Origin of the sequence: uncultured Vibrio sp. (assembly GCF_947488985.1) — a bacterium.
Classification (GTDB): domain Bacteria; phylum Pseudomonadota; class Gammaproteobacteria; order Enterobacterales; family Vibrionaceae; genus Vibrio.
Genome location: NZ_CANLBV010000006.1, coordinates 1 through 18,822, shown reverse-complemented (window position 1 = coordinate 18,822; position 18,822 = coordinate 1). Strand labels below are relative to the sequence as shown.

The window sequence follows — 18,822 nt, the reverse complement described above, 5'->3', positions numbered from 1 at the left end:
ACTCTCGATAACGAGACATAAAGCATAAGCTAATAGCGCAAAGCGCACCGCCAATCAGTTAAGAAGTAAAGTCTTATTCAAAGCCCGAAGTTAACGCTTCGGGCTTTTTGTTTTTACGCACTTTAACAACAATTAAATCTATACTCTTTTTCACAATAAATAGAGGTAACCGCAAAGCCAAACTTTACCCTTATTTTCCTCTATCGATACCTATTCAGAATCACACCGAGATTGCTATTATTTCATCAGTACCTCTTTCAACGAGTAAATATGATGAATACCGAAATTGAAGTTTGTATTGATAACCTAGAATCTCTGCATCACGCACTATCTGGTGGCGCGAATCGAATTGAGCTTTGTTCTTCATTAGCACTTGGCGGATTAACGCCAAGCTTCGGCATGATGAAGCAAGCGGCAAAAGTGTCGTCGGTTCCTGTCTACGCTATGATAAGACCAAGACAAGGCGACTTCATTTTCGATGATGACGATATGCTCTGTATGCTTGAAGATATTGAAGCTTGTGCCAGTGCAGGATTGAACGGGGTCGTGCTTGGTGTGTTAGCGCCTAACGGAAGTATTGATATGCCAAAAATGCAGCAACTGGCTGATAAAGCGCACTCGTTGAAGCTTGGAGTGACGTTCCACAGAGCCATTGATCAAAGTTCTGATTACCAAGCTGCATTAGAGCAGGTGATCAAGCTAAGGTGTGAAAGAGTCCTAACGTCAGGGCTTGCCGTCAACGCTGAACAAGGCATCGATGTATTAGCAGCAATGGTCAAACAAGCCGATGGACGAATCGATATTATGGCAGGGGCTGGCGTAAACGCTACCAATGCCAAAGTGATTAGAAACACCACCCAAGTACCAGCGCTTCATCTTTCAGGAAAATCGACAAGACCAAGCCTAATGGAAAGCAACTCAAGTGCTCAAATGGGCAGTGATGATATTAATGATTATCAGATTCCCGTGACCGATGCGAGTAAGATATCTGACGTGAGAGCCGCTCTCATCGATAAAGGAAAGGAATTACCCACAAAAACGAGTCAGACACAATAAACTGGTTACTTTAAAACGTCATCTAGGCTTTGATCGCCGAGGTGGCGAACATCTTTACCCTTCACAAAATAAATGATGTATTCACAAATATTCTGGCAACGATCCCCCACTCGTTCAATCGCTCGAGCTGACCACATCACCTGTAAAATATTAGGGATGCTCTTAGGATCTTCCATCATATAGGCCATTAACTGACGAATAACCGCCTCATATTCCTCATCTAACTTATCATCCAGCTTATGTACCCGTGTTGCCGCATCAACATCCATTCGTGCAAACGCGTCCAATACTTGGTGAAGCATGGTGATAGCGTGACGACAAAGAGGCTCTAAAGAGACATGGCATTGCTGCTCTTTAGTCGAGGGAATGTCTATCGCACCTTGGGCAATTCTAGCGGCAACATCGCCAATACGTTCCAGATCGGTAATCGTTTTGATGATCGCCATAATCAAGCGTAGATCTTTCGCCGTGGGCTGACGTTTGGCAATAATACGGGTACACGCCTCATCAATCGCTACTTCCATCGTATTCACTTTATGATCGTCACGAATCACTTTCTTGGCCAATTCAGCATCGTCTTTATCCAGCGCTTGCATGGCAAACGAAAGTTGCTGCTCCACGAGCCCCCCCATGGTAAGTACATGAGTTCGGATTGACTCTAATTCGACATTGAACTGTCCTGAAATGTGGCGACCAAAATGCATGTCTACTCCTTAAAAAACAATTAAGTCATTTATGTAATAGTAACTTAGCTCTATGTGATAACAACGACTGCGTTAGCTATTAGCTATTAGCCATATCGACCAGTAATGTAGTCTTCCGTTTGATTTTTCAATGGCGATGTAAAAATGGAATCGGTATCTGAGTACTCGATCAATTTTCCCATATGAATAAAGGCCGTATGGTCGCTTACCCGAGCGGCTTGTTGCATGTTGTGGGTAACCATGACCACGGTATATTGTGCCTTTAGTTCATTGATGAGCTCTTCAATTGTCAAGGTGGAAATCGGATCCAGTGCCGATGTCGGCTCGTCGAGTAGGAGCACTTCAGGCTCAATGGCGACGGCGCGCGCAATAACCAAGCGCTGCTGTTGACCACCAGATAAACCAAAAGCATTTTCATGCAAACGGTCCTTCACTTCATCCCACAACGCGGCAGCACGCAGTGAGCGCTCAACGGCATCATCGAGGTCTCGGCCATTGTTTACACCTTGCAACCTCAAGCCATAAACCACATTCTCATAGATAGATTTAGGAAAAGGGTTCGGACGCTGAAATACCATACCCACACGGCGTCGTAACGTCGCTACATCCACCTTTGGGTGATACACATTGTTCCCGTATAACTTCACCTTACCGGAGACTTTACAGCCTTCAACGAGATCGTTCATACGATTAATACATCGAAGTAAGGTCGACTTACCACAACCAGAAGGGCCGATAAAGGCCGTCACCTGCCCCTTGGGGATCTTCATTGAGATATCATCAAGTGCTTGGCTTTGTTTATAGTAAAGATTCAACCCCTCAATCGAGATAGCCGTTTGTTCCTCGGTGAGGTTATGAACATCCAGTGGCGCTTGGTAACCCAAGGCTTCATTAATCGAGAACATTTAGTCTTGTCCTAAGGTTCGATACTTTTCACGTAAATTGTTACGAATATTTATCGCGGTTAAATTCAATCCAACAATCACCGTCACCAACAAAAATGACGTTGCGTAAACTAGGGGTCTTGCAGCTTCAATATTGGATGTTTGAAATCCGACATCATAAATATGAAAACCTAAGTGCATGAATTTTCTTTCAAGGTGTACATACGGAAACTGGGTGTCTATCGGTAAGCTCGACGCTAATTTAACAACACCGACTAACATTAATGGTGCGACCTCTCCCGCAGCACGTGCAACCGCGAGAATCAGCCCGGTAATAATGGCAGGGCTTGCCATAGGTAAAACAATCCGCCACAAGGTTTCAGATTGAGTTGCCCCCAAAGCCAAAGAACCATGCCTGACAGCACTCGGGATTCGAGTTAAACCTTCTTCTGTGGTAACAATCACTACGGGTAATGTCAGTATCGCTAACGTTAATGCCGACCATAACAGACCCGTTGTACCAAATGTGGGGGCGGGTAAGCGCTCTGCATAGAACAATGAGTCTATCGAGCCACCAATGGTATAAACAAAAAAGCCTAAACCAAAGACACCGTAAACGATAGAGGGTACGCCCGCTAAGTTAATGACCGCGATACGTATCAAACGAGTAAACGCGTTATTTTTGGCATATTCATGTAGGTAAATTGCGGCAATCACCCCAAGCGGCATCACGACAATCGACATAATCAGTACCAAAAGTACGGTACCGAAAATAGCAGGGAATACCCCACCTTCTGAGTTCGATTCCCTCGGGTTTTCAGATAAAAATTTCCAAACCTGTTCGCACCAATGCAGCACTTTTTCTGGGTAGGTCATTTTATTTGGAAACCAGAAATCTAATATCTCACTGAGCGGAATCTCGACAACCTTGCCTGTCATATCTTCAACAATTAAAGCATCAAGATTGAGCTGCTGCCTTAAAGAGTCCAATTGATACTCCCCAGAAGCCAGTTCACGGCTCAACACTAAACGCTTAGCTTCTAATATTTGTCGCTCCTGATCTGATAGGTTGTCATTCAGCTCTTTTTTGCGCTGCTCTAAACGCAGTTGCTCTAACCCCCAACTGCTCTTGCGAACCGTTTGGTTAACAATACTACTAATTTCATTGCGTAACGTGTCGGCGTGAGTTAGCCCTTTAAGCAGTGCTTTCTCAATATCACCCGTTTGAACGCCATCAGCACTCTTAAAACCGATAGGTTTACCAAAGAAATAGCCACCACGGCTACGCTCGATCACTGCCCACTCTTTAGGGGTCGTCGGCTCCTTAATATTCACTTCAAGAATCGAAACAAAATCAGCCGGGTACAATTCACGATTCGCAATTTTGATGCTGAGGCGTGGAACCATCTCCTGATCGACGATCTCTTGAGGCAGTTTCTTATCCAGAACCTTAGACAGCTGATTCACTGGGATATATTTACGCTCATAGAGTTGACCAATTAAACGGTTCTTTGCCATTTCTTCATTTTGAAATGGCACACCAGCTAAGCTTTGGGTTTGATTCACTTGCCACTGATACAGAGGCGCAGGCCAGAAGTAAGTTAACCCCTGCCAACCAATAAACAAGATCAACCCGAGCACCGACAGCATACTAACGCTAACCGCTCCCCCCGTTAACCATATCCAAGGAGAGCCTGATTTGATCCACTTAAACATAGCCAAGCTCTCTTACTGGTTGTGATAGACGATTAAAATAACAATTATAAAGCACGATATTTGTCTCGCAGCCTTTGTCTTACCCATTCAGCTATCGAGTTCACGGCGAAGGTAAAGACGAACAAAAGTAATGCCGCTAAAAACAGCAATCTAAAGTGAGGGCTACCCACCTCTGATTCAGGAAGCTCGACCGCAATTGTCGCTGATAGCGTTCGCATGCCCTCTAGAATATTCCAGTCCATGATCGGGGTATTACCGGTTGCCATCAACACAATCATGGTTTCACCAACGGCTCGGCCTAAGCCCATCATGATGGCTGAGAAAATACCTGGGCTTGCGGTTAACAGCACCACATAGATCAGCGTTTGCCAAGGAGTCGCACCTAGCGCCAGCGAACCATCAGATAAGTGCTTGGGAACCGAGAAAATCGCGTCTTCTGCGATAGTAAAAATAGTAGGAATGACTGCGAACCCCATCGCCAAACCGATGACCAATGCATTACGTTGATCAAAACCGATGCCGTGCTGATTTAGGAAGAGCCTGATATCGCCCGCAAACAACAATGACTCAATGCTCCCCCCAAAGTAAAACACGATTACGGTGGTCAATATCAGCACGGGAGCCAGAATAAGTGCATGCCAGCCGTTTGGGAAACGGCTAATCCAATCACGTGGTAATCCATACCAAATAAATCCGGCCGCAAGCATACTTAGGGGTAACACTAAAAGCAGTAACACGGTTGCGGTTAAGTGCATTTCTACGATAGGCGCAAACCATAAGCCCGCGACAAAGCCGATGATGACCGTTGGCAGAGCTTCCATTAATTCAATAGAAGGTTTTACGACTCGACGCATCTTTGGAGTCATAAAGTAAGCGGTATAAATAGCCCCCAGCACTGCAATTGGGACCGAAAACACCATCGCAAAAAGAGCGGCTTTCAGGGTACCAAAAGTGAGAGGAACCAGACTAAATTTGGCTTCAAAATCATCGCTCGCAGAGGTGGACTGCCACACATACTGTGGCTCTGGGTAGCTCTCGTACCATACCTTTTGCCATAACGATGAAAAGGATACTTCTGGGTATGGGTTATCGACTAGCGCAAGGCTAATGGTGCCATCACTGAGTGTGGCTAAATGTAATTCATTCGATGACATCGCGGCGAGTTGTGGTGACTTCTTATAAGCCTTCTCAAACAGAGATAACTTTTCACTAGTAGTATAGTGGCTTTTAATCGTGCCGTTTTTATAGAAACTGTAAAAACCTTTACGATACGTATCCGGTAACAAAAATTGGACTTCAGCAGCGAGCTTGAAGTCTCTAATGTGCGTCAGATTGCGTTGTTCATTCATTAAAACATCAAACCACTGAGACACTCGCCCATCAATATGGCTCACCAGTAGAGAATAAGCACCAGACAACAGGTCAATATTCTTAACTGCATGTTGTGCATCACCTAAACTTAAATCAAGTACTTCTCGAACTGAAAAATCGTAGGTTTCAGTGGTGAGAACCGTCAGATCCGATGCATTGCGCAGATACAGAGTCTGTCCATTCGGCGTCATTAAAAGCTGGTCCTGTTGACCGAATGCTTTAGACAACCACTGGGAGTGAACTTCTGCATACTCTCCCGTTAATGAAGCTTGATACCATTTCACCAAAATACGCTGATTGGATAACTGAGCCACCAACGTCAGTTGATCGTTGTCAGTGGCAAAGGCCAATTTTTCTATCACCACCCCATCACTCAATGACGCAGCATCTAAAAGTTCAAATGGTTTGGGTTGGAGATAATTAATTCGTGGGCTCTCAATTTCACCTTCAACAGCTTGTGGCTTAGAGAATTTTGGTTGAAATAGCTGTACTTGACCTTTGCGATCAGCAAAAGCGAACCAGTTATCTGCTGGAGTACTTTTCGTAAATGTGACGGGGTCTTGAATAATGGACGCAGAGAAATAGGGGGTAGATTGAGAGCTATCGAGATTCCAATAATCAACAGAGCCATTACTGTCGATCACTAACGCATGCTGGCCGTATTCATCGATCGTCATGGCGATCGGATCTTGAACCTTCACAGGATAAACGGTTTGATCAACCTTTAGACTTGCATCAGCAAAGATCGGAACAATCACGATGGCGAGGTAAATAAAGATAAGAACCAATGCCGCTAACACGCTGGTACCGCCTAACGTCACAGCAAAACGCATAAGGCGGTCTTTCAACCATCTTTTCCTATCTCGTTTTTTCAATGAAAGTTCGGCTGCAGCCATCTGTTTATCTACCTTTTTTGATCTAACATCACTCTATTTCGTTTGCGTGACAATTGTATTACAGGTCACATTAAATAGCTGAAAATAATAGTAAGTTTTGTTGAAAGTGTGAATTGAAATAAAATCGTAACAAAATCAGCATACTCTGCTCATTTTTTACAGTTTGGACTAGCCCACACTGGCTAAGATGTCTAGGATGGATTATGAACTCAGAAAAACTCTATATAGAAAAAGAACTCAGCTGGCTCTCTTTTAACGAGAGGGTTTTACAAGAATCCGCGGATAAAACGGTCCCTCTGATCGAAAGAGTGCGTTTTTTAGGGATCTTTTCTAATAATCTAGACGAGTTTTACAAAGTTCGATTCTCGGACGTTAAACGTCGTATTTTGATCAACCAAGAACACGGACTTAATGATAACTCAAAGCACCTACTGACCAAGATGCAAACCAAAGCGTTTAAGTTAAATCAACGCTTTGATGAACTCTACAATGAACTGATTTTAGAGATGGCAAGGCGACGAATTTTCTTAGTCAACGAAACTCAGCTGAACGAAGACCAACAAAAATGGATAAGAAAACACTTTAAAAAAGAAGTACTTCCTCATATTACTCCCCTTCTAATGAACGAAGATATAGATGTGCTTCAATTCTTAAAGGATGAATATGCCTACCTCACTGTTGAGCTCAAGAAAAACCAACAATCACAATACGCCATCATCGAAATACCCACCGATCACCTGCCTCGTTTTGTGATGCTTCCCGAGCAGAAAGGCAAACGCCGCAAGACCATTATCTTACTTGATAACATCATTCGATACTGCATCGATGATCTATTTAAAGGATTTTTTGAGTACGATGAACTTCATTGCTTTGCGATGAAAATGACGCGAGATGCTGAGTATGACCTCAGCCATGAGGTTGAGCACAGTTTATTGGAGCAAATGTCAAACGGTGTTGCTCAACGGCTCAGTGCCATGCCAGTGCGCTTCGTTTATGAGCGCACCATGCCGGACAACATGCTAAGTTTCTTATGCAATAAGCTAAGTATATCAAATTACGATAGTTTGATTCCTGGTAGCCGTTATCACAATTTCAAAGATTTTATTGCCTTCCCGAATGTTGGTAGAGAATACTTAGAAAACAAACCCTTACCACCTATGTCATGCGCAGATTTTGATGGGTTTGATAACAACTTTGATGCGATCAAGAATCAAGACATCATGCTGCACTATCCATATCACACCTTTGATCATATTGCGGAGTTAGTTCGTCAAGCTTCGTTTGATCCTAAAGTCATCAGTATTAAGATCAATATCTATCGAGTCGCGAAAAACTCGCGATTAATGAATTCGTTGATCGATGCGGCTCACAATGGCAAAAGCGTAACGGTGGTCGTTGAGCTCCAAGCACGCTTCGACGAAGAAGCCAACATCGAATGGTCCAAGCTCTTAACGGAGGCTGGCGTTCAAGTTATCTTTGGCGCTCCGGGGTTAAAAATTCACTCGAAATTACTGCTTATCAGCCGCCGAGAAGGTGAAGAGATCACTCGCTACGCACATATCGGCACTGGCAACTTCAACGAAAAGACCGCCAGAATCTATACGGACTTCTCACTATTAACTGCCGATCAGGAACTGACCAATGAGGTGCGAAATGTCTTTGGTTACATTGAAAGCCCTTACAGTCCGGTAAAATTCGAACACTTAATTGTTTCACCGCGTAACTCACGTAAAAAACTTTATCGTCTTATCGATACTGAAATTGCCAATGCTAAAGCGGGAAAAAAAGCACAAATTACATTGAAAGTGAATAACCTGGTCGATAAGGGGCTGATTAACAAACTTTATGGCGCAAGTAATGCGGGCGTCAATATTCGAATGATCATTCGTGGCATGTGTTCACTTGTTCCGGGGGTAGAAGGTACCAGTGAGAACATTAAAATCATCAGTATTATCGACCGCTTCCTAGAGCATCCGCGCGTTCTGATCACGCACAACGACGGCGATCCTAAGGTGTTCATCTCATCAGCAGACTGGATGACACGTAATATCGATCACCGTATTGAAGTTGCCGCACCAATTCGTGATCAGCGTTTGAAACAGCGGATCATCGACATTGTAAATATTCATTTTACCGATACAGTTAAGGCAAGGTTGATAGATAAAGAGATGAGCAACGCTTACGTACCGCGCGGTAACCGTAAAAAACTTCGCTCACAAGTCGCTATCTATGATTACCTTAAGCAGGTAGAAAAACAGACTCGAAAAGCTAGGAAGCAACACTCTCACGATGAACCAAGCTAACAACACCATGGTCAACTCACCAGAACAGTCCAACAATACCGCCTCGATTGAGGTGATATCAGCGCCGATAAAAAACGTCGCAGCCATCGATTTAGGTTCAAATAGCTTTCACATGGTAGTGGCTAAAGTCGTTGGACAAGAGTTACAAATCGTCAGCCGACACAAGCAAAGAGTCAGGCTCGGCTCTGGCCTTGATCAGCAATTAAAACTGAGTAATGACGCCATCGAACGAGGGTTAGAATGCCTTGCTATGTTCGCAGAACGATTACATGGCTTTGAGATTGATGATGTTCGTATTGCTGCCACTCATACACTTCGCCAAGCGAGCAACACCCATCTGTTTATCCAGAAAGCACGTGAAGTATTGCCATTTCCTATCGAAGTGATACCTGGAGAGGAAGAAGCACGGCTGATCTATTTAGGCGTGGCTCACACCCAGCCCGAATCAGACTCTAAGCTCGTCGTTGATATTGGCGGCGGCAGTACCGAGCTGATTATAGGCAAAGGATTTGAGGCGAAATTAGTCAATAGCAAACAGATGGGCTGTGTGAGCTTTACTCAGAGGTACTTTTCGAATGGCAAACTCTCACGTAAACACTTTTCTAAGGCCATCATTGCCGCTCAGCAACGTTTAGAACCACTTGCAGCTAAGTACAAGAGAAAGGGCTGGGACGCCGCACTTGGCTCTTCGGGCACAATCAAAGCCATCAAAGAAGTCTTGGTCGGGATGGGCTACGACGATGCTATTATCACCCAAAAGCGATTAAACCATTTAATTGATGTACTGTGCGAACACGACAACATAGAAGAGATCAAACTCAAAGGGTTAACCGTTGAACGTCAACCTGTCTTTGCTGGTGGAGTGGCGATTCTTACCGCAATATTCATCGGGCTTTCCGTCAAAGAGATGCACTTCTCAGACGGAGCACTGCGCGAAGGCTTACTTTATGAGATGGAAGAACGCTTTCAACGTTCAGACATTCGCATGCGAACCACAGAAAGCCTAGCTACAAAGCATTCGGTTGATTTGGAACACGCCACTCGCGTCAAAGATCAAGCCCGCGAGTTCTTGCATCAAACACACAAAGCGCTAGCTATTCACAACAAAAGCCCGCTCTTTGAGCTCTTAGAATGGAGTGCGCTGCTGCATGAAGTTGGGCTGAGCATTAGCTTCCCCGGCTTCCATAGACATTCAGCGTACTTGCTACAGCATACCAACATGCCAGGCTTTAACAGCGAGCAACAGATGGTCATGTCAACCTTAGTGCGCTTCCAACGTAAAGCGCTTAAGCTTCACGATATGCCCGATCTGAGCCTGTTCAATAGCAAACATTTGATCGGCTTAATTCGGATTTTGCGTCTGTCCATTATTCTTAACGCTCAACGCAATGACACTCCACGTCTAAAAACACGAATAAAGATCATCGATACTGATCATTGGGCGATTGATGGTGTGGATAAAGATTGGCTTACAGACAATAGACTATTGGTCGCGGATTTAATCGTTGAACAAGAGCTCTGGCAGAATGCTGGCTGGCAATTGAGTTTCGCTGAGCAGTAGGCTTTTTGGTTGAATCTGGGCTGGGATAAAGACTAGGGCGTGTTGGCCTTTCGAGCTGATTTTTACAGCAAGTTACTGGGTCTTTATACAAGGCAGAGGCTTTGCTGAAAACAAGACTCTTTAGTGAAAACAAGGCTACTATGCTCACTGAAGTTCAATGCCCACTCAACTTAGTCCACAGTGGGCTTTAATGGCGACTAGAGCTCAGCAATTATAACTATATTGCGACCAATTATAACTGCAGCGAGCAATAAACCGAATTACCAGTCGAAAAATCAGAGTCCGACTTTTGCAAGTTCTTGCTGAGCGTATTCATAAGGGATTGACACATAACCGTCTTTTTCAACGAGTTCTTGACCTTGCTTTGAAAAAATAAAGGTCAGGAACTCTTGCTCTACTGGAGAAAGCGGCCTGTTTGGGTGTTTATTGACATAAACAAACAAAAAGCGCGAAAGCGGATACTCGCCACTTATAATATTCTCTCTGGTCGCGTGCACGTATTGGTCACCAGCCTTAACCACAGGGACCAGTCTAACGCCTGCAACATGATAACCAATACCGGTATAACCTATTCCACTGACTGACAGCGCAACGGATTGAACAACAGAAGCTGAGCCCGGTTGTTCATTTACGCGACTCTTAAAGTCCCCGCCACATAACGCATTCTGCTTAAAGTAACCATAGGTACCCGATACCGAATTTCGACCAAACAGTTGGAAACGATGTTTTGCCCAAGATTGCTCGATACCGAGCTCTTGCCAATTATTAATATGTTTAACCCCACCACAGCGCAACGTTTCAGAAAATATGCCATCTATCTGGCGAAAATTGAGTCCTTTGATCGGGTTATCTTTATGAACAAACATACCAATAGCATCAATCGCCACTTTAAGAGCAGTAGGTTTATAACCATGCTCTCTCTCAAATGCCTCAATCTCACGTAAGCGCATTGGTCGGCTCATCGGCCCTAGGTGAGCCGTGCCTTCCGTCAATGCTGGAGGGGCTGTCGCCGAACCCGAAGCTTGAACCTGAGCATTCACATTCGGGTAATACGATTTAAACTCTTCCACCCACAATGTCGTCATTCCGGCTAAAGTATCCGAGCCTACCGACAGCAAGCTCCCAGAGATCCCCGCAACCTTTGAGTAATCAGGAAGGGATTCAACGGTTAATTCAGCGTGAGCAGGTGTCACTAGAACACATGCCAATAGAGCTCGGATCGGTAAACGCATTCTGCGTAGCAAACAACTCATGATACCGTCAGTCGCTCAGGAAGCGTGAAATAAAAACGGCTGCCGACACCCAGTTCACTTTGGATTTCCAAATGAGAATCATGGTGAGTCAAGGCATGCTTTACGATAGCTAACCCAAGGCCACTGCCGCCAGTATCACGTGAGCGCGCTTTATCAACCCGGTAAAAGCGCTCTGTAAGTCGATGCAAGTGTTGCGGCTCGATACCTTCTCCAGTGTCAGACACATCCAAACACGCACCTTGACTGGTTTGGTACCAACGCACTTTCACTGTCGCACCCGGAGGTGTGTATTTTACTGCATTGTAAACAAGGTTTGAGATAGCACTGCGTAGCTGATCTTCATCGGCAAACACATGTAAGTGCTTATCAACATCGAATTCAAGCTTATGTTCTTTCTCACCACTTAAGCTGGTCGCCTCTTTCTCAAGAACTTCAAGCATAGCCGGAACGTTCACTACTTCATCCAACTCATGCATTGGCGCTGCTTCAATTTTCGAAAGCGTGAGAAGCTGATTAACCAGACTGTTCATACGATTCAATTGCTCAGTCATTACACCATGAGCCTTGGTCCACATAGGGCCAACGATCATGTCCGGGTCTTCCGTCATTTCAAGGTAACCCTGAAGTACGGTCATTGGTGTACGCAACTCATGGGAAACGTTAGCGAAGAAGTTACGACGCATGCCTTCAAGCTGCTTTAGCTGAGTGACATCACGCACTACCATCAGGTGTTCACCCTCAGTATACGGCACGATACGCAGCTCAAGCATTCGCTCCACATTGAGTGGCGAAGGCATCTCTAACGGCTCTGAGAAATCTTGTTTATTGAGGTATTTGATGAAGTCCGGCGTGCGGATCAAGTTCGAGATAGGTTGCCCTGAATCGTCTGGCCAACGAAACCCAAGTAAATATTGAGCGAGCTTGTTACACCAAACGATATTGCCTTCACCGCGAAATACCACAACGGCATCGGGTAAAGATTCAGCACCGTTTCTGAAACGGCGAATGAGGTTAGTCAGCTCTTTTCGTTTACGACGCTGTCTCTGCTGCATACGATAAATACCGTTAAACAGAGATTCCCAGTTTCCTGACCCTGAAGGGGGCGTTAAACGCTTTTCATCCCACAACCACGCAGACAAACGCATTTGATTGTGTAGATGCCAACCGAGCTGCAATACCGTAGCAGCCAGCAGTAACCAAGGTAAATAGCCGAATATCCAACCGACTAAAACCCATGGCGCGTAAAAAAAAGCCAGCTCCCAAGCTAGCTTTTTCCAGGTTAACTTTTCAACCATTCAGGACTCCGTAAACTGGGTAGCGAAGCCACACTATGCCTTTGTAGAAAAACGATAGCCCGCACCGCGAACCGTTTGGATTAGCTTGTCGTGTCCCGCCGATTCAAGTGCTTTACGTAGGCGTCGAATATGAACATCAACAGTGCGATCTTCAACGTAAACGTTGGTGCCCCAAACATTATTAAGCAACTGCTCTCGGCTGTACACTCGCTCTTGGTGAGTCATAAAGAAATGCAACATTTTGAACTCAGTCGGCCCCATATCAACGGCGCCTTCGCTTGCGGTAACACGGTGTGATACTGGGTCTAATTTAAGGCCTTGTACATCAATAACATCTTCAAGTGCGGTCGGCGTTACACGGCGAATGACGGCTTTCAGGCGAGCAACAAGCTCTTTGGGTGAAAATGGTTTGGTGATGTAGTCATCCGCGCCGACTTCTAAACCGCGAACTTTATCTTCTTCTTCACCACGAGCCGTTAGCATTACTACTGGAATATTACGAGTTAACTCTTCACGCTTCATGTGCTTGATAAAGTTGATCCCGCTACCGCCAGGTAACATCCAATCTAGTAATACTAGATCTGGGAAAGGTTCACACAGCTTGTTTACCGCTGTATCGTAATCTTCAGCCTCTACTGCTTGGTAGCCTTTTTGTTCAAGCACAAAACACAGCATCTCACGAATAGGTGCTTCATCTTCAACCACCAGAATCCTTCTTGACATAATTGAATAGCCTTAGTATTTAATCAACGCAATGCATTATCTGAGTTAATTATGACATTTTTGTGACCTTTGAAAACAAATTTTCATATAACTGTCTAAAACCTTTCACTTTATAAGTTTTGATACAGAGCTAAGGACAAATCAAATTAGATCTCATATCATGAGCACCTTCTAAAAAGGTATGAGAAATATTTATGTGGTTTAAAAATTGCCTAGTCTATCGCTTCAACCGTGATATTGATTTCAACGCAGATCAACTAGAGAAACAACTTGAAGAATTCCGCTTTACCCCTTGTGGTAGCCAAGACAAACAGAAGTTTGGTTGGGTACACGCAATGGGTCGACATGGCGATATGATGACGCACGTATCAGAAAACCGCATTCTAATTTGTGCAAAGAAAGAAGAGAAAATGCTGCCTGCTTCTGTGATCAAAGAATCACTGAACGCAAAAGTTGAAACGCTTGAGGCTGAGTCAGGTACTCCGCTGAAAAAGAAAGAGAAAGACAGCTTAAAAGAAGACATCATCATTGATCTGCTTCCTCGTGCATTCAGCCGCAGTAACTTCACTTACGCGCTAATCATGCCTAAAGAAGGTTTCATTGTAGTTGATGCAAGCAGCTACAAAAAAGCGGAAGACGTATTGGCATTGCTGCGTAAGACCATGGGTAGCCTGCCAGTCGTACCTGCCATTCCAGAGCAAGCAATTGAAACGACGCTAACAGAGTGGGTTAAGTCAGGCGATACACCTCAAGGTATCACCATGCTTGATGAAGCAGAGCTAAAATCTATCCAAGAAGACGGTGGTATTGTTCGAGTTAAGAAACAAGAGCTAGAAGTGGATGAGATTAAAAACCACATCGAAGCGAACAAGGTGGTGACTAAACTTCTCATCAACTGGCAAGATCGCATTGAATTCATCCTTGCAGAAGACGGCAGCATCAAGCGCCTGAAATTCAGTGATGAGCTAAAAGACGAAAACGATGACATCCCTCGTGAAGATCAAGCTGCACGCTTTGATGCAGACTTCTCTCTACTATGTGGGGAGTTCAGTGTTTTCCTTCCTAACCTATTTGAATCATTAGGCGGGTTAACACAACCTACTGCTTAATCAGTCGAACTGTAAGCTCAGATATCAATGGTATCTGGGCTTATTTCTCTTCAAACCTCCACCTAATATTTTCCTCTCTAGCCTGTTGTTAATGTCATTGCTATCTTTAGGGCTATCAACCAAACTCATTTTAGCGTAAAATTTGCGCCCCTTTGATATCACTTGGTGATATCAACCTGACTTGAGATCAGATTAGAGAACGAAGCAATGACGACACAAAAACCATTTGTACCTGAACTATTATCACCGGCAGGAAGCCTTAAAAATATGCGTTACGCATTCGCCTACGGCGCAGATGCAGTATACGCAGGCCAGCCACGTTACAGCCTTCGCGTTCGTAACAACGAGTTCAATCACGAAAACCTACAAATCGGTATCGATGAAGCACATGCTCAAGGTAAAAAGTTATATGTTGTATGTAACATTCAGCCGCACAACTCTAAATTAAAAACATTCATTCGCGACCTTAAGCCAGTTGTAGATATGGGCCCAGACGCCCTCATCATGTCTGACCCTGGTCTTATCATGATGGTTCGTGAGGCATTCCCTGAAATGCCAATCCACCTTTCCGTTCAAGCAAACGCAGTAAACTGGGCGACCGTTAAGTTCTGGTCAACCCAAGGCGTTGAGCGTGTCATCCTATCTCGTGAGCTGTCTCTTGAAGAGATTGAAGAGATTCGCGAGCACTGTCCAGAAACAGAGCTAGAGATCTTTGTTCACGGTGCACTTTGCATGGCTTACTCTGGTCGTTGTCTGCTTTCTGGTTACATGAACAAACGCGATCCAAACCAAGGCACTTGCACTAACGCTTGTCGTTGGGAATACAAAACTGAAGCTGCAAAAGAAGACGAAAACGGTCAGATTGTTGAAGCAAACCCTACTGGTGTTGCTATTCAAGAAGTAGAAACGCAAGCAGTTGAAGTGCAAAGTGAACGTCCAGACAACACACTAGGTCTTGGCAAGCCAACAGACGAAGTCGTGTTGCTTTCTGAGTCACACAAGCCAGAAGAGAAAATGGCAGCGTTTGAAGACGAGCATGGTACTTATATCATGAACTCAAAAGACCTTCGTGCAATCCAACACGTTGAGCGACTAACTAAGATGGGTGTTCACTCACTGAAAATTGAAGGTCGTACTAAATCTTTCTACTACTGTGCTCGTACCGCACAGGTTTATCGTAAAGCTATCGACGATGCAGTAGCAGGTAAACCATTCGATGAAAGCCTAATGGGCACGCTAGAGAGCCTAGCGCACCGTGGTTACACTGAAGGCTTCTTACGTCGCCACACTCATGATACATACCAAAACTACGAGTACGGTTACTCTATCTCTGATACTCAACAATTTGTTGGTGAATTCACTGGCAAGCGCCGTGGTGATCTAGCGGAAGTAGAAGTGAAGAACAAGTTCCTAGTAGGCGATAGCTTAGAAATGATGACACCGAAAGGTAATGTTGTTTTCAAACTGGAAGTTATGGAAAACCGTAAATCTGAAGCGGTAGACGACGCGAAAGGTAACGGTCACTTTGTATTTATTCCTGTACCAGCAGATTTAGATCTAGAGTACGGCTTGCTGATGCGTAACTTGAGCGAAGGCCAAGATACACGCAATGCATCAGGCAAGTAAGCTTTACTTGCTAGTTGCGAAACTTTACTTGAGAAGAAAATAATGGCTCTGTTAATTACGGACAAGTGCATAAATTGCGATATGTGCGATCCTGAATGCCCTAATGGTGCTATCACCATGGGTGATAGTATCTTCGAAATCGACCCTGATTTATGTACTGAGTGCAAAGGTCACTACGAGAAGCCTACATGTCAGTCAGTGTGCCCTATTACAAAATGCATAATCACTGACCCGAAGCATATTGAAACGGATGACGAGCTACTAGAGAAGTTTGTTATCATTCAAGGCTTGACCTAAAGAGAAAAGGTTCAACTTAATAATAAGTTGAACCTTTTTTTTATCCGGACTTTTCGATTGGATAAATATTGCAGAAAAGTTCTTTTTCAAACTGATACTCAAGTCTCTCTCGCCAATTTATCGCTTGAGTTATAGGAATAAGGTAAAAATGCTCCCTACTGGTATCAGTGACAAATGCCATTCCGTACTTCATCGACTCATAGTGGACATCATTCACAAAGCTTGGATCTAAACGCTGCCTACCAGTCAACTGGTTAATATCGTCTTTTGAAATCGATACACCTGAGTCCTCTGTACTGAATCTATGTCTTAGCCATTCTGAAAATTCCTTTGCACAAATCATAGTCATAGTCTTATCCTTGAATTATCTATCGGCGGGTATCAGACTCTGATTTCGTATACTGCATATAAGCCGCATCTTTCACCCCAAAAACACTCTACTCCTGACCAAACCTTGTCAAATTCCTCACGATTATTACTGTTGTCAGTCTTGTTTTTTTTAATATCAAACGATGTTCTTAATCGCGCTTTAATAAACTTTAGACAAAAGTGTGACATTTCTCCAGTTTTTGAAGCAAGAAGATAATTGGTATAGTCACTTTAGTTACGACGCACGATTAAGATTACTTATTTGATATCAAAGCTAAACACTGATTAGGCATCACTTTAACCTTCTTTTTCTTAATATTTTTAGCGACTTCCTTGGGTGGGGGAACTGGAGTGGTCTTAGGAGCCCAACTGGCAAGTTCATCACCACAGCCATCTCCTTTCGGCGGGCTTGCTTGAGCGATGCAGTGTGAGTTACCCTCAGGACACTTTAAACGGACGTGAAAATGAGAGTGATGCCCCCACCAAGGTCTGATTTTCCCCAGCCATTCCCTGCTTGTAGCAGACGTTTGTTCTTGGTCACAAAGCGCTTGTTTAATCACCGGATGAACAAATATACGCACCACTTTTTCATCTTTCGCTGCATAGCGGATTACTTGAAAATGCTTTTCAGTCCAATTCGATTTACGTAACTTATAGTTGGTAAGATCAACAACACTCACAGGCTTAGGGACGGCAAGTTCATTAACAGAAAGTCTCTGGCTAGTGAGCCTTAGCCATATATCGATATCTAATCCAGTTTGATGGCTAGAGTGACCCGAAGAAAAGCGCCCGCCACGAGGCAAAGAAATATCTCCTACCAGTACGTTGATATCGAGTTGCTCGCTCGCTGTTACACCGAGCCTTTCAATAAACTGAATAGCCTCTGTATGACCATAATAACGTCCTCTCTGAGGACGAATAATCTGATAGCCCACTCCATCTATTGGCAAGGCCTGCGCACCATCGAGGCAACCGTTGGCATAACTTCCTATTGATGAGGTTGAGTTTACCGTCGGGTCTTCTCTTTCTCCCAAGACGTAGCAAAGACAGAAAACGAATAAAACATAACAGCCAATCCAAAAGATAGCCTCATAACACTTCCAAGTGAGCAACGGATATTATTTATAATAGTCACCATTAGAGAATAGGTGCATATCGAGTGTGCTATTTAGAGATAAAAAAGGGAGTTTCATTTGGAAAGAGGGTTAATATTCAAAAGCAACAAGGCTCTAGTCTTTCGACTAGAGCCTTAGATATGGCAGGGGTGGAGAGATTCGAACTCCCAACACGCGCTATTTTAGGTATTAGCGGAATCCGCTACTCTGCCAAGTAATACCAATTTGATTATTTAATTGGTCAGCTTAGTCCAACTTCGGTAGCACATAGATATAACCTTCTCAGTCGACTCACTAAAACGATTCCAAGCTTTGCAAAGTTTATCCTTGAGCTCTTCATAATCACGAAAGCAACGGTTAGCTAACTCATTGTCGCGTAACCAAGCCCACACCTGCTCTACAGGGTTAAGCTCCGGAGAATAAGGGGGAATATGAATGATCGTGATATTAGGAAAATCGTCAGCTAGATAACTTTGGTGCCAACTAGCACGATCCATGATGACTACTGCTTGATAGCCTGCTGGAGTAGCTTCTGAGATTAGAC

15 protein-coding genes and 1 pseudogene are annotated in these 18,822 nt (G+C 44.2%); 6 read left to right on the top strand and 10 right to left on the bottom strand.

Annotation, left to right across the window (positions count from 1 at the left end):
• Window positions 1-273 precede the first annotated feature (273 nt).
• Window positions 274-1,056 carry a copper homeostasis protein CutC gene (locus Q1A70_RS02310; RefSeq protein WP_299686705.1) on the top strand — a complete coding sequence of 261 codons (783 nt, stop codon included), beginning with the start codon at window positions 274-276 and terminating at the stop codon, window positions 1,054-1,056.
• A 5-nt stretch (window positions 1,057-1,061) separates the two neighbouring features.
• Here Q1A70_RS02310 and phoU read toward each other — a convergent pair whose 3' ends face one another.
• The 4 genes from phoU to Q1A70_RS02290 all read right to left on the bottom strand — a co-directional run bounded on the left by phoU (window position 1,062) and on the right by Q1A70_RS02290 (window position 6,627).
• The gene (gene phoU / locus Q1A70_RS02305; protein ID WP_299686679.1) at window positions 1,062-1,760 is read right to left on the bottom strand and encodes a phosphate signaling complex protein PhoU; all 699 of its coding nucleotides are present in this window, start codon (window positions 1,758-1,760) and stop codon (window positions 1,062-1,064) included.
• A gap of 86 nt (window positions 1,761-1,846) precedes the next feature.
• Window positions 1,847-2,665 carry a phosphate ABC transporter ATP-binding protein PstB gene (gene pstB / locus Q1A70_RS02300; protein ID WP_299686681.1) on the bottom strand — a complete coding sequence of 273 codons (819 nt, stop codon included), beginning with the start codon at window positions 2,663-2,665 and terminating at the stop codon, window positions 1,847-1,849.
• A complete protein-coding gene (pstA, locus tag Q1A70_RS02295; RefSeq protein WP_299686683.1) occupies window positions 2,666-4,360 on the bottom strand; it encodes a phosphate ABC transporter permease PstA in 1,695 nt (564 codons plus the stop codon). It lies immediately after the preceding gene.
• 44 nt (window positions 4,361-4,404) lie between these two features.
• Entirely contained in the window at window positions 4,405-6,627 is a 2,223-nt protein-coding gene (locus Q1A70_RS02290; protein WP_299686685.1) for an ABC transporter permease subunit, read from the bottom strand.
• A 203-nt stretch (window positions 6,628-6,830) separates the two neighbouring features.
• Between Q1A70_RS02290 and ppk1 the strand changes: the two genes are divergently transcribed.
• Window positions 6,831-8,930 carry a polyphosphate kinase 1 gene (gene ppk1, locus Q1A70_RS02285; RefSeq protein WP_299686687.1) on the top strand — a complete coding sequence of 700 codons (2,100 nt, stop codon included), beginning with the start codon at window positions 6,831-6,833 and terminating at the stop codon, window positions 8,928-8,930.
• A 7-nt stretch (window positions 8,931-8,937) separates the two neighbouring features.
• Window positions 8,938-10,491: an exopolyphosphatase gene (gene ppx, locus Q1A70_RS02280; RefSeq protein ID WP_299686707.1), complete on the top strand. Its 1,554-nt coding sequence runs from the start codon at window positions 8,938-8,940 to the stop codon at window positions 10,489-10,491.
• Window positions 10,492-10,766: 275 nt separating this feature from the next.
• Here the strand turns inward: ppx and Q1A70_RS02275 are convergent, their stop codons facing one another.
• Genes Q1A70_RS02275 through phoB form a run of 3 tightly spaced genes read right to left on the bottom strand, consistent with a single transcriptional unit; the run spans window position 10,767 to window position 13,762 of the window.
• Window positions 10,767-11,723 (bottom strand): phosphate ABC transporter substrate-binding protein PstS family protein, encoded by a 957-nt coding sequence (locus Q1A70_RS02275; protein WP_299686709.1) that lies wholly within the window; start codon window positions 11,721-11,723, stop codon window positions 10,767-10,769.
• A gap of 17 nt (window positions 11,724-11,740) precedes the next feature.
• The gene (phoR, locus tag Q1A70_RS02270; protein ID WP_299686689.1) at window positions 11,741-13,039 is read right to left on the bottom strand and encodes a phosphate regulon sensor histidine kinase PhoR; all 1,299 of its coding nucleotides are present in this window, start codon (window positions 13,037-13,039) and stop codon (window positions 11,741-11,743) included.
• Window positions 13,040-13,072: 33 nt separating this feature from the next.
• Entirely contained in the window at window positions 13,073-13,762 is a 690-nt protein-coding gene (gene phoB, locus Q1A70_RS02265) for a phosphate regulon transcriptional regulator PhoB (protein WP_299686691.1), read from the bottom strand.
• A gap of 194 nt (window positions 13,763-13,956) precedes the next feature.
• On the opposite strand from phoB, the gene rdgC reads away from it, so the two are divergent.
• The 3 genes from rdgC to Q1A70_RS02250 all read left to right on the top strand — a co-directional run bounded on the left by rdgC (window position 13,957) and on the right by Q1A70_RS02250 (window position 16,794).
• Window positions 13,957-14,871, top strand: coding sequence for a recombination-associated protein RdgC (gene rdgC / locus Q1A70_RS02260; protein WP_299686693.1), 915 nt, complete (start codon window positions 13,957-13,959; stop codon window positions 14,869-14,871).
• Window positions 14,872-15,078: 207 nt separating this feature from the next.
• Complete coding sequence (gene yegQ, locus Q1A70_RS02255; protein WP_299686695.1) at window positions 15,079-16,497, top strand: tRNA 5-hydroxyuridine modification protein YegQ; 1,419 nt, start codon at window positions 15,079-15,081, stop codon at window positions 16,495-16,497.
• A 42-nt stretch (window positions 16,498-16,539) separates the two neighbouring features.
• Window positions 16,540-16,794 carry a YfhL family 4Fe-4S dicluster ferredoxin gene (locus Q1A70_RS02250; protein ID WP_102285860.1) on the top strand — a complete coding sequence of 85 codons (255 nt, stop codon included), beginning with the start codon at window positions 16,540-16,542 and terminating at the stop codon, window positions 16,792-16,794.
• Between the two features lie 40 nt (window positions 16,795-16,834).
• Here the strand turns inward: Q1A70_RS02250 and Q1A70_RS02245 are convergent, their stop codons facing one another.
• The 3 genes and pseudogenes from Q1A70_RS02245 to Q1A70_RS02235 all read right to left on the bottom strand — a co-directional run.
• Window positions 16,835-17,143: a hypothetical protein gene (locus tag Q1A70_RS02245; RefSeq protein WP_299686699.1), complete on the bottom strand. Its 309-nt coding sequence runs from the start codon at window positions 17,141-17,143 to the stop codon at window positions 16,835-16,837.
• A gap of 274 nt (window positions 17,144-17,417) precedes the next feature.
• Window positions 17,418-18,256, bottom strand: a pseudogene (gene mepA / locus Q1A70_RS02240) (penicillin-insensitive murein endopeptidase).
• A 255-nt stretch (window positions 18,257-18,511) separates the two neighbouring features.
• The coding region (locus Q1A70_RS02235; RefSeq protein ID WP_299686701.1) for a transposase at window positions 18,512-18,822 on the bottom strand (311 nt) is incomplete at its 5' end.